The organism is Paenibacillus sp. FSL R10-2771, assembly GCF_038000205.1.
GTDB classification, from domain to species: Bacteria; Bacillota; Bacilli; order Paenibacillales; family Paenibacillaceae; genus Paenibacillus_AQ; species Paenibacillus_AQ phytohabitans.
In genome coordinates this window covers 5,594,365-5,605,741 of the sequence record NZ_JBBOBM010000001.1, presented here as the reverse complement: position 1 = coordinate 5,605,741, position 11,377 = coordinate 5,594,365, and the positions used below count along the sequence as shown (strand labels likewise).

Below are 11,377 nucleotides of genomic sequence, written 5' to 3'. Positions count from 1 at the left end.
GCATAACTATGGCGATTACAATCAGCGTTTTGGATCAAAGCCCGATTTATCCGGGAGAGACGCCGGAGGAGGCCTTCCAGCATACAGTCCAGCTGGCGCAGCTGTCGGAGCGTCTCGGCTTCCGCCGGTTCTGGGTATCCGAGCATCATGATTCCGAGCAGGTGGCCGGATCTTCACCGGAGGTGCTGATCTCGCATCTGCTGGCCAAGACGGAGAGCATCCGCATAGGCTCCGGAGGGATTATGTTGCAGCATTATAGCCCGTACAAGGTGGCGGAGAATTTCAACGTGCTGGCTGCGCTGGCCCCGGGCCGTGTAGACCTGGGCGTCGGGCGCGCTCCCGGCGGGCTGCCGCGCAGTACGCAGGCGCTGCAGCAGGGGGGCGGCGAGGCTCCTTCATTGACCGATAAAATCATAGAGCTGGAGAAATATGTACATAACCGGCTGGAGGAGGATCATCCGCTCACCGGGCTGAAGGCTGGCCCGCTGCCGGGAACTCCGCCGCAGCTGTATGTACTGGGTGCAAGTGTCGCCAGCGCCGAAATCGCTGCGGAATTGGGGCTGCCGTATGTATTCTCTTTGTTCATCGGCGGCGATCAGGCCGTTGCCCTGGAAGCGGTGCGTGCTTACCGCAGCGGCTTCAATATCAGCAGCGGGAAGGAGCCGCAAGTGATCATCGCGCTGGCTGTAATCGTGGCCGATACGGAAGAGGAGGCCAAAGAGCTGGGCGGAGCGCATAAGCTGATCCGCATTCACCTCGCCAGCGGGAAGAAGCTGACGGTGGCTACCCGCGAGCAGGCGGAGGAGTTCACCCGCCAGAGCACGGAGCCCTACACCCTGGAAGAGCGGGAGCCTGAGGTTACCAAAGGAACGAAGGAATCGGTCCGCGGACAGCTGCAGGCGTTGGCTGAGGCGTCCGGGGTAGAGGAGTTCATTGTAACGACCAACGTGCAGCCCTTCGATAAGCGGCTGCGTTCTTTCGAACTGCTGGCTGAAGCGCTCGCCGGGGTTCCGGCGGAGGCCTCATCATGACAAGCACAGCTGCAGAATCCGCTGCACAGGCAATAAATACATTACCGTTCAATGAGCGGCTGGCCCAGATCCGCCGTCATCTGCACCGGCATCCTGAACTCTCTAATGAAGAATATGAAACTACGAAATATATCACCTCCCTGCTCAAGCAGGCAGGAGTGAGAATAGTGGATTACGGGCTGAAGACCGGAGTGATTGCCGAGATCGGTGGCTTGCAGGGCGGTCCGGTGATTGCCCTGCGGGCCGACATTGATGCATTGCCGATTCAGGAAGAAACCGGGCTGCCTTATGCCTCACAGGTTCCGGGCAAAATGCATGCCTGCGGGCATGACTTTCATACGGCTGCGCTGCTGGGGGCGGTATATCAGTTGAAGGCGCAGGAAGACAGCCTCAAGGGAACGGTCCGCTTCTTGTTCCAGCCTGCCGAGGAGAAAGCCAAAGGCGCGCAGCAGATTATCGCTGCCGGAGCGCTGGATAATGTCCGCGCGGTCATCGGGATGCATAATAAGCCGGATCTGCCGGTAGGGACCATCGGTATTAAGGAAGGTCCGCTGATGGCAGCCGCTGACGGTTTCATCGCGGAGGTCCGCGGGTTCGGAACCCATGCGGCAGTGCCGGAGGCCGGTATAGATCCCATCGTGGCGGCCTCGCATATCGTAACGGCGCTGCAATCCATCGTCAGCCGGAATGTGAGCAGCCTGAACAGTGCTGTCATCAGCGTTACGCAGATTCACAGCGGGAACTCGTGGAATATCATCCCGGAGACGGCGGTGCTGGAAGGGACGATCCGTTCTTTCGATGAAGCGGTGCGCAGCAGAGTGCTGAAACGGTTCGAAGAGGTGGTGGCAGGTGTTGCGGCCGCACTGGGGGCGGAAGCCAGCGTGCGCTGGATCGGCGGACCGCCGCCGGTTATCAATGATGTGCTGCTGGCCCGGCTGGGAGAAGAAACGGCTGCGAACCTGGGCTACACCTCCGTGAAGCCGGTGCCCTCACCGGCCGGGGAGGATTTCGCCTTCTACCAGCAGGCGGTTCCCGGTTTATTTGTCTTCACCGGCACGGCCGGAAGCCGGGAATGGCATCACCCGGCGTTCGATCTGGACGAAGCGGCTCTGCCTGTAGGTGCCGGATTCTTCAGCAGCCTGGCGGTACGGGTGCTGGAGCATTTCGCGGCTGAAGGGGGTGCGGATCATAGCTGACCATCCCTTATATGACGTGATCATTGTTGGCGCAGGCTCGATGGGAATGAGCGCGGGTTATCATCTGGCCCGGCGCGGCGTGAAGACGCTGCTGATCGATGCCTTTGATCCGCCGCATACCGAAGGCAGCCATCACGGAGAGACCCGGCTGATCCGGCATGCCTATAGCGGAGATCCGGCCTATATTGACCTGGCACTCCGTGCCCAGGTGCTATGGGAAGAGGCTGAAGCGGAGAGCGGGACGGAGCTGCTTGTCCCTTCGGGCGTGCTCAATCTGGCAGACAGCGGCGTCTATTCCTTCGCCGGCCGCCTGGTGGAAGCCCGGAAGCGGAAGGTCCGGGCCGAGCAGCTGGATGCGGACGAAATCCGCCGCCGCTGGCCGGTGCTGAACGTTCCAGAATCCTTCGAGGCGATGTATGAGCCGGATGCGGGTTACCTCTATAGCGAGCGGTGCATAACAGCTTACCGGCAGCGGGCGCTGGCTCACGGTGCGGAGCTGCTGACGAATACCCCCGTCCTGAATGTGACGGCCCGCGAAGGGAGTGTCACGGTTCATACAAAGAACGGTGATTACCATGGAGCGGCTGCTGTTCTCAGCGCCGGTGCCTGGTTTAAGTCATTATCACCCTTTGTCAGCCTGCCGATTAAAGCCATCCGCAAGGTAGTGGGCTGGTTTGGGAGTACGCCGGACTTCGAGGCCGGGAGGTTCCCCGGCTTCACGCTGGGTGCTGAGGAAGGCGGGTTCTACGGCTTCCCCGGCATCGGCGGGGCGGGACTGAAGATCGGCCGCCATGATACAGGCGAGGAATGGAGGTCTGGCGAACCGCTGGCACCGTTCGGCAGTCTGGAGAGCGATGAAGGCGACCTTCGCCGTGTGCTGGAGGCTTACATGCCCGGCGCAGCAGGGAAGCTCCTTAGAGGGTCCGTCTGTAAATATGAGCATACACCGGATGAGGATTTCATTATTGACCGCCACCCGGCCTACAGCAATGTGCTGCTGGCCGGAGGCTTCTCTGGACATGGCTTCAAATTCTCCAGCGTAGTCGGAGAGATCCTCGCAGATTTGGCTGTGCAGGGAAATACGAGGCAGAATATTGCGCCTTTTGCGCTGTCACGCTTCAATACCGGGCCTGACCAGCCGCCATCGAAACTTACATTGGAGGGAATCTAAATGAGCAGTGTGGAGCTAACAGAGTACTTGAATACGCACGGGCAATTGGTGCAGGCACTGGAAGGCTTATCCGATGAGCAGCTGAAGTGGAAGGCAGAACCGGCCAGCTGGAGCGTAACCGAGGTGCTGGCACATCTGGCTGATCACAGCATCGTGGTCTCCTTCCGCATTCGTGATATTCTGGCGGATACGAAGGTGCAGCTTCCGGCATTCAATCAGGATGCCTGGGTCAGCGGGCAGCACAGCAATCAGGGTAAGGCGACAGACAGCCTGGAGCTGTTCCGCAGCCTGCTGCATTACAATAGTCTTCTGCTCGGAAGGCTGAGTGCCGGTGATTGGGAGAAAAGCGGGATTAATGTCAAGGGAGACACCATCCGGATTGCCGATATCGTCCGCAGCTTCATCGCCCATGTGCAGACCCATCTGGCCCAGATCGAGCGGATCAAGCGGGGAGCGGAAGCCGGTCTCTCTGCACGGCAACCCATTTTGTAATAAATACACAACCTTGAGGAGGAATGAACATGACTACACCGAGACAATTGAAGCTGGGGGCACTGCTGCACGGGGTTGGAGGAAGCACCTCCATGTGGCGTCATCCCGATGCGAAGCCTGATGCCAGTGTGAACTTTGAGCTATACAAGGAATGGGTGCGCAAAGCAGAGGAAGGCAAGCTGGATCTGATCTTCATTGCAGATGGTCTGTTCATCAATGAGAAGTCGATCCCTCATTTCCTCAACCGTTTCGAGCCGCTGACAATTCTTAGTGCGCTGGCAGCGGTCAGCAGCCGCATTGGTCTAGTGGGTACCTTGTCCACCTCCTACAGCGAACCGTTTACTGTAGCCCGGCAATTTGGCTCGCTGGATGTCATCAGCGGCGGACGGGCCGGCTGGAATGTGGTAACCTCACCGCTTGAAGGCTCTGCCCTTAACTACAGCAAGAAGGAGCATCCCGATCATGGCAAGCGGTACCGCATTGCCGCCGAATATCTGGAGGTGGCGCGCGGGCTGTGGGATTCCTGGGAGGATGATGCGTTTGTCCGCAATAAGGAGACGGGCGTCTTCTTCGATCCGGAGAAAGTGCATACGCTGGATCACCAGGGTGAATTCTTCTCTGTGAAGGGGCCGCTGAATATCGCCCGCTCGAAGCAGGGGCAGCCGGTTATTTTCCAGGCAGGGTCCTCAGAGGTCGGCAAGGATTATGCCTCGGGCGTAGCGGATGCCGTCTTCACGGGTCATGACACGCTGGAGTCTGCCCAGGAATTCTATAAGGATGTGAAAACCCGCGTAGCTTCGTTTGGGCGCAATCCCGAAGAAGTGCTGATCTTCCCTGGAATAGCACCGATTCTGGGAGCTACCCCTGAGGAGGCGGAACGCAAATACCAGGAGGTTGCCGGTCTGGTGACGATCGAGAATGCGCTGAACTATCTGGGCAGATTCTTCGAGCATCATGATTTCTCGCAGTATCCGCTGGATGAGCCCTTCCCGGATGTCGGTGATCTGGGCCGGAACAGCTTCCAGAGCGGTACGGACAAAATCAAAAAGGATGCCAAAGAACAGGGCTTAACTCTGCGGCAGGTAGCCTTGCAGTCTGCTACGCCTCGCAGCAGCTTCATCGGCACGCCGGAGCAGGTGGCTGATCAGATTCAGACCTGGTTCGAGGCCGGAGCAGCCGACGGCTTCATGCTGGCAGCCGCCGTGCCGAACGGACTGGAGGAATTTGTGGATCAGGTCGTTCCGATTCTGCAGGAACGCGGACTGTTCCGCACCGAATACGAAAGCGATACGCTGCGGGGTAATCTCGGACTGCCAGTTCCGGCGAACCGTTATTCTAAGGCTTCTGAACCGGCAGGGCAGGTGTGACGCAAATGCAGTCCGGTGCAGACCGTCTGAAACCGGATCTTGAAGCCATGATGAAGTATGCCGGCGGGCTGGAGGCGGAGCTGATCGCGATCCGCCGTGATCTGCACAGCCATCCGGAGCTGCTCTACGATGTGGCCCGCACTTCCGGCAAGGTTGCCGAACTCCTCGAATCATGGGGCATTGAGGTGCGGCGGAATGTGGGCCGGCATTTCGGGATGGGAGTCACCGGGACGCTGCGGGGAACGGCAGGGAGCGGACCGGTAATTCTGCTGCGGGCGGATATGGACGCGCTGCCGGTTGCTGAGCTGAATGAGGTGGACTATAAGTCCAGGAATCCTGGTGTTATGCATGCCTGCGGGCATGACGCCCATACGGCGATGCTGCTCGGGGCCGCGCAGACCCTGGCGGCATTCCGCCATCAGCTGAGCGGCACGGTGGTCTTTGTCTTTCAGCCGGCGGAGGAAGGCGCAAGCCGCAGTTCGCTGGACGGGCGCCTGCTCTCCGGCGGCAGGGATATGATCGAAGACGGCATTCTGGAAGGTGTGGACCAGTGTTATGCGCTGCATGTGATGCCGGAGCTTGCCGTTGGTACGCTGGGCATTCATCCCCGGTATGCCATGGCGGCCTCCAGCCATTTCACCGTGAAATTCCGGGGCACCGCCGGACATCACAGTGCGCCGCATGAAGCGGTAGATGCTATACAGATGGCGGCACGGTTTGTTACCGAGGTGAACGGGCTGATGGCGAGTGGGATCAATCCGTCGGAAGCGGCGGTGCTGGCCTTCGGCACACTGCGTGCTGGAACAGCAATCAATGTCATTGCTGAGCACAGTGAGCTGACCGGCACCTTCAGAGCCTTCACGAAATCAACCGTCAGCCGGATTACGGAAGGACTGAAGCGCCACGCTGCAGCGATAGCCTCGGCTTATGGCGGCAGCAGCAGCCTGGAGCTGCGCGAAGGCATTGCCGTGGTGAACGACGGCTTGGCCGTTCAGCAGATGCTCGGCGCAGCGCGCAAGGTGCTGGGAGATGAGCAGGCGTATCTGCTGGAGCAGCCGAGCCTGGCCGGGGAAGATTTCGGCTGGTATCTCGATCAGGTGCCCGGGGCGTTTGCCTTTATCGGCTGCGGCAATGCGGAACGGGGGATAACCCATGCGCTACACCAGCCCCGGTTCAACATTGATGAGGCTGTGCTGGTACAGGGCGCCAGAGTATTGGTGAGGCTTGCTGTCGAGAGAGATTAAATCAGGTATATACAGGAAAAAGGCTGCTCCTTTCGCCAATACGGCGTTAGGGGCAGCCTTTTTATTTTTCCGAAAGAACGGGTTACATGTCCTTGGTCAGGTAATTGCCCGAACGGATTGCCTTTCCACAATGGAGTGGGTACAGATTTGACTCTTCGCAGGCTCCCCTGTTTCAATCATGCCGATCAGCTTCTCGGAAGCGATCATTCCAATGTCATATAGCGGCTGGCGCACGGTAGTCAATGGCGGATTGACCATCCGGGCTAACCGGAGATCGTCGTATCCCATGATGGAGATATCTTCAGGCACATTCATTCCATGCTTCGTAACGGTGGAAAGGGCACCAATCGCCATTTCGTCACTGGCCGCGAAGACAGCAGTAACCTCCGGTGTTCTCCGTAATATGGCTTCCATGGCTCTACAGCCGCTTTCGTATGAAAAGTCTCCATATACGAGGTAACGGCTATCAAAGGCGATACCTTGTGCTTCCAGCGCTTTGCGGTATCCTTCGATCCGTGGAGTTCCGGCGATGGGATCGCCCTTGGTTCCGCTGATCATGCCGATTCTGCGGTGGCCTTTGGTGATCAGATAATGGACAGCGTCATAGGCCGCCTGATAATCATCGACCTTCACATAAGGTACGTTGGCAAAATCCGTTTGGGAAGAGACCAGCACCACTGGAACTTTCATGCTCTCCAGCATGTCATAATATTCTTTCTTGAGCACTTCACTGGAAAAAATAATCCCGTCAACCTGCTTCTCGCGCAGCAGCTGCAAATACTTCAGCGTACGTTTGCCGTCCTGATCGGTGTTACAGACCATCACACTGTAATTGCGGTCATGGACGAATTCGTCGATTCCGTGGAGCAGATCGGAGGAGAAGGTGCTCGACACATCAGGAAATAACACGCCGATGGTTTGGGTACGCTTGTTAATCAGTCCGCGGGCGATAGCGTTTGGCTGATATTTAAGCTCTTTGATGGTCTGATCTACCTTTTGCTTCGTTTTATCTGAATATCCGCCTAAGTTATGCAGAACCCTTGAGACGGTGGCAATGGATACGTTCGCCTTTTGGGCAACATCTTTAATTGTGGGATTCATAGACTCTCCTACCTGTCGTTTAGCAGTAAACGCTTACTGAAAATATAAGTTCTTGCTTTTTCTTTGTCAACCGGAATTAAACATTATGTAAAATAAGCATTGACAAGGAAAAATAAACGAGATAACTTTTATAGTAAGCGTTTACGTAATGGGGATTTAGGATTGTAGGTACAAAAATACATAACTTACATTCAAGTGAACGTATAAATTCACACCATAGATTTTTTTGGAGGAGGTGGGGAAGATCTTATAAAGGTATGTTTTTTGCATATTTGAGTAAACGTTTACGTTAAAAGAAAAACAATTCTTGTGAAAAAAATTCATAGGATAAGGGTCACTGAGGTGACTCTTTCTTATGTTAAGTTATAGAAAGGAGCATTATGAAAAACAGGAAAAACTCACTGGGTGTAAAACTGATTCAGCTGTCTGCTGCAATAACGATTCCGCTCCTCGCCGTTCTTTTTGCCGGGGGATATTATGCCAAGGGAATTGTGCTCGACCAGGTATCCAGATCATATCAGAATCTGGTCAACTCCAATCTTGAGATGATGGAGAGCAGTCTGGAGGACATAACAATTAATCTGGTCGATATTGTTGATCATGATGTGAATTTTCTTCAATTGAACCAGCCGGGGCTGACAGAATCCGAATATTATTTTGCCCGTATGGGGATTATGCAGAGAAATCAGGCCTACCAGGCCTATTACCATAGTGTGGACATGTTTTATCTGTACTCCGGCGTTAATGATACCTTGACACTATCCAATGTATTAGGAACGACAGAGGATGATATGGACCGGATAAGAGATTGGATTACGAGAAACGTTCAAAATGAAGATCATCTGGAGCCGCTTCAGTACAAATGGACGATCGTTAAAATTGCCGGAGATTACTATTTAAACCGGACCGTCAGCAATAATCTGGGCAATACCGCCTGCATTGGCGCTCTGATCCGAATCGACTCTATGCGTTCACCGCTGGGCAATCTGAACCTGCAATCGGGCGGTGATGTGCTTATTGTGGATAATGCAGGGAATATCTTAACCCGTCCTTCGGCATCCATGGGCTACGACTTCAAGCTGCCGGGTGAGAAGATGAATCTGAATTCTTCCTTTTCTTTTACACATGATGGCCTGAAGTGGTTTGTGGTGTCCAGCCAGTCATCCGCCCTGGGAATCAATCTGTCTGTGGTCATCCCCGCTTCCGAGCTGCTCCAGGGACTCAATACCTTCCAGACGATTATTAATGTACTGCCCTTTATTATTTTGCTCATTTTACTGGTTTACTTATATTATTTCCGCCGTATGGTCATCCGCCCGATTCTGGATCTGCTGAGCGGCATTCACCGGATTCGCAACGGCGCCATGGAAACCAAGCTTCCCGATTCTAACCTGGTGGAGTTCCAGGCGCTGAATCAGGCCTTTAATAATATGGTTGTAGAAATTCAAGATCTGAGAATTGATATCTATGAGGAACGGATCAATGCGCAAAAAGCTGAAATGAAGCATTTGCAAATGCAAATTAATCCGCACTTCTTCTTGAACACGCTCAATATTATTTTTCAGCTTGCCGATCTGAAACGTTTCGAATTGGTCAAAAAGACAGTACGGCATCTGGTGCAGTATTTCCGCTTTATGCTTCAGGTCAAGGATAACCGCATTACTTTGGGTCAAGAGCTTGAACATCTCCGCAATTACCTGGAAATTCAAAAGTTGCGCTACCAGCAGTCGTTTGAGTTTCAGATCACCATAGCCGAAGAGCTTAGCCGTGCCTCCATACCCTCCTTGATGGTACAGCCCTTTGTAGAAAATGCCATGCTTCACGGCATAAGCCTGAAAGCCGGGATCTTTCATCTGGAGATTTCGGCTGGTCTCTCAGCAGAAGCAGCCGGTACCATGATCATTGAAATCGCGGATAACGGAAAAGGCAGCAGTGCAGAGAAGCTGCGGGAGCTGAATTCAAAGGATTACAACCCGGCTACAGATGAAGTGCATATCGGGATCTGGAATGTGAAACAAAGGCTGGCGATGATCTATCAGGGAAGAGCTGAAATTCACTTCAGCGACAATGAGCCATCCGGATTTCGTGTGCGGCTTAGCCTGCCTATTGAATATACAGAAGGAGAACGATGAGCAATGCGATTATTGATTGTAGATGATGAACAATTCGCTGTCGAGGGGCTGCTCTACTGCTGCGACTGGAAGGCGTATGGGATTGAAGAGGTCTTGACGGCGAACAGGGCCGACAAGGCAAGGGAGCTGCTGAATAATCACAGAATAGAATTGCTGGTTTGCGATATTGAAATGCCGGATGAAGACGGACTTTCCCTGGTTGGCTGGGTGAGGGAGCACTCTCCCTGGACGGAATCGATTTTTCTGACCTGCCATTCCGAATTCTCCTATGCCAAGAAAGCTGTTAACCTTGGGAGCTTTGATTACTTGCTGAAGCCTGTTGACACGGATGAGCTGTTGTCTGCCGTATCGGGAATGATGGCTGCTATCCGCGAGAAGGAAGAGTATGAGTCCTACAACCAAATGTATCATAAGTATCTGAATCTGTGGCAACATGAAAAGCCGAAGCGTGTGGAACGTTTCTGGCAGGATTTGTTGTCCCGCAGCATCCTGTCGTTCGGGGATTTCTTTGATAGGGAGCTGGCGGGTGCGGGGGTAGGGCTAAATCCTGAGGATCAGGTGCTCCCGATTCTGATCAGTATTGAGGAGTGGTCCAAACCGCTCAGCCCGCGTGATCAGGAAATCATGGAATATGCGGTGAAGAAAGCGGCGGAGGAATGTTTCACAGAAGAGCATCCGGGGGAGGCCGTCACCGATAAAAGCGGAGTTTTGTTCATTCTGCTGTATGCCGGAGGTGTGGAGGGAGAGCATGCAGCTAAGAAGGTTAGCATTCAGCAGCTCACGGCCATAGGTAAACGTTTTATCAAAGCTTGCCAGGAGTTGTTCTACAGCATCGTAACCTGCTATGTCGGCTCGTTCAAACCCCTGCAGGAGCTGCCGGGAATGTGCGAAAGTCTAAAGATCATGGAGCGTGACAATATCTCCCGGACCCAATCCGTACTCTTATACTTACCGCAGGACCAGATATTATTATCACCTGATTCTAATTCGGAGGATATCCTGCTGGATGATCTGATCTCTTATATGCTGAACGGCAAACGTGAGTCCGCTGTGCAGTTCATTCATAATCTGACAGCGAAGCTGGAAGCCAATCCTTGCTTTCAGGGAAGACATCTGGACGCCCTGCATCAGGATACCTTGCAGATTATCTACCACTTCCTGAAGGTAAGAGGAATCAATGCGGGAAGCATAGTCCTGTTTACAGACTGGACAACCGCTAGGATACGGGGACTGCTTCAATACAGGCATTGGGCGGAAGGGATCGTATCGGCGGTCATGGAGGCGGAATTCGAGCGGCAGGAGAAGGGCGGTGTGATTGAGCGGTCCATCCGCTACATTCAGCAGCATGTGGAGGAAGAGATCTCCAGGGCCAGTGTCGCTGATTATGTGGGCTTGAACCCGGCTTACCTCTCCAGGCTGTTCAAGAAAGAGACCGGCCAGATCCTTATCGATTTCCTGATTTCAGTGAAGCTGAACCGCACCCGCGAGCTTTTGGACACCACAGATATGCCGGTCAGCGCAATCGCGCAGCAGGTGGGCTACAGCAATTTCTCTCATTTCACCAAAATGTTCCGCAAGCAGTTCAACGTCAATCCACAGGAATACCGCAAGGTCACAAAACGAATAGACTAAGGTTATAAAAA

9 protein-coding genes are annotated in these 11,377 nt (G+C 54.2%); 8 read left to right on the top strand and 1 reads right to left on the bottom strand.

What is annotated here, in order from left to right; translation table 11 throughout:
* Positions 1-8: 8 nt before the first annotated feature.
* Genes NSU14_RS23780 through NSU14_RS23755 form a run of 6 tightly spaced genes read left to right on the top strand, consistent with a single transcriptional unit; the run spans position 9 to position 6,501 of the window.
* Positions 9-1,031 carry an LLM class flavin-dependent oxidoreductase gene (locus tag NSU14_RS23780; protein WP_076242443.1) on the top strand — a complete coding sequence of 341 codons (1,023 nt, stop codon included), beginning with the start codon at positions 9-11 and terminating at the stop codon, positions 1,029-1,031.
* Complete coding sequence (locus NSU14_RS23775) at positions 1,028-2,227, top strand: amidohydrolase (RefSeq protein ID WP_340947483.1); 1,200 nt, start codon at positions 1,028-1,030, stop codon at positions 2,225-2,227. Before NSU14_RS23780 ends, NSU14_RS23775 begins: the two co-directional genes overlap by 4 nt.
* Before the next feature lie 22 nt (positions 2,228-2,249).
* Complete coding sequence (gene solA, locus NSU14_RS23770) at positions 2,250-3,398, top strand: N-methyl-L-tryptophan oxidase (RefSeq protein WP_340948982.1); 1,149 nt, start codon at positions 2,250-2,252, stop codon at positions 3,396-3,398.
* Entirely contained in the window at positions 3,399-3,890 is a 492-nt protein-coding gene (locus NSU14_RS23765; protein ID WP_340947482.1) for a DinB family protein, read from the top strand.
* A gap of 29 nt (positions 3,891-3,919) precedes the next feature.
* Complete coding sequence (locus tag NSU14_RS23760; RefSeq protein ID WP_340947481.1) at positions 3,920-5,257, top strand: LLM class flavin-dependent oxidoreductase; 1,338 nt, start codon at positions 3,920-3,922, stop codon at positions 5,255-5,257.
* Positions 5,258-5,262: 5 nt separating this feature from the next.
* Positions 5,263-6,501: a M20 metallopeptidase family protein gene (locus tag NSU14_RS23755; protein ID WP_083705119.1), complete on the top strand. Its 1,239-nt coding sequence runs from the start codon at positions 5,263-5,265 to the stop codon at positions 6,499-6,501.
* A 96-nt stretch (positions 6,502-6,597) separates the two neighbouring features.
* Here NSU14_RS23755 and NSU14_RS23750 read toward each other — a convergent pair whose 3' ends face one another.
* Complete coding sequence (locus NSU14_RS23750; protein WP_042134541.1) at positions 6,598-7,602, bottom strand: LacI family DNA-binding transcriptional regulator; 1,005 nt, start codon at positions 7,600-7,602, stop codon at positions 6,598-6,600.
* A 380-nt stretch (positions 7,603-7,982) separates the two neighbouring features.
* Between NSU14_RS23750 and NSU14_RS23745 the strand changes: the two genes are divergently transcribed.
* Both NSU14_RS23745 and NSU14_RS23740 read left to right on the top strand, forming a co-directional pair.
* A complete protein-coding gene (locus tag NSU14_RS23745; RefSeq protein ID WP_340947480.1) occupies positions 7,983-9,734 on the top strand; it encodes a cache domain-containing sensor histidine kinase in 1,752 nt (583 codons plus the stop codon).
* A gap of 3 nt (positions 9,735-9,737) precedes the next feature.
* Positions 9,738-11,366: a response regulator transcription factor gene (locus tag NSU14_RS23740; RefSeq protein ID WP_340947479.1), complete on the top strand. Its 1,629-nt coding sequence runs from the start codon at positions 9,738-9,740 to the stop codon at positions 11,364-11,366.
* Positions 11,367-11,377 lie beyond the last annotated feature (11 nt).

Excerpts from the sequence above, each read along its gene's own strand:
- NSU14_RS23780 (WP_076242443.1), top strand. The coding sequence starts at position 9 with ATGGCGATTACAATCAGCGTTTTGGATCAAAGCCCGATTTATCCGGGA.
- NSU14_RS23775 (WP_340947483.1), top strand. The coding sequence starts at position 1,028 with ATGACAAGCACAGCTGCAGAATCCGCTGCACAGGCAATAAATACATTA.
- NSU14_RS23765 (WP_340947482.1), top strand. The coding sequence starts at position 3,399 with ATGAGCAGTGTGGAGCTAACAGAGTACTTGAATACGCACGGGCAATTG.
- NSU14_RS23760 (WP_340947481.1), top strand. The coding sequence starts at position 3,920 with ATGACTACACCGAGACAATTGAAGCTGGGGGCACTGCTGCACGGGGTT.
- NSU14_RS23755 (WP_083705119.1), top strand. The coding sequence starts at position 5,263 with ATGCAGTCCGGTGCAGACCGTCTGAAACCGGATCTTGAAGCCATGATG.
- NSU14_RS23750 (WP_042134541.1), bottom strand. The coding sequence starts at position 7,602 with ATGAATCCCACAATTAAAGATGTTGCCCAAAAGGCGAACGTATCCATT.
- NSU14_RS23745 (WP_340947480.1), top strand. The coding sequence starts at position 7,983 with ATGAAAAACAGGAAAAACTCACTGGGTGTAAAACTGATTCAGCTGTCT.
- NSU14_RS23740 (WP_340947479.1), top strand. The coding sequence starts at position 9,738 with ATGCGATTATTGATTGTAGATGATGAACAATTCGCTGTCGAGGGGCTG.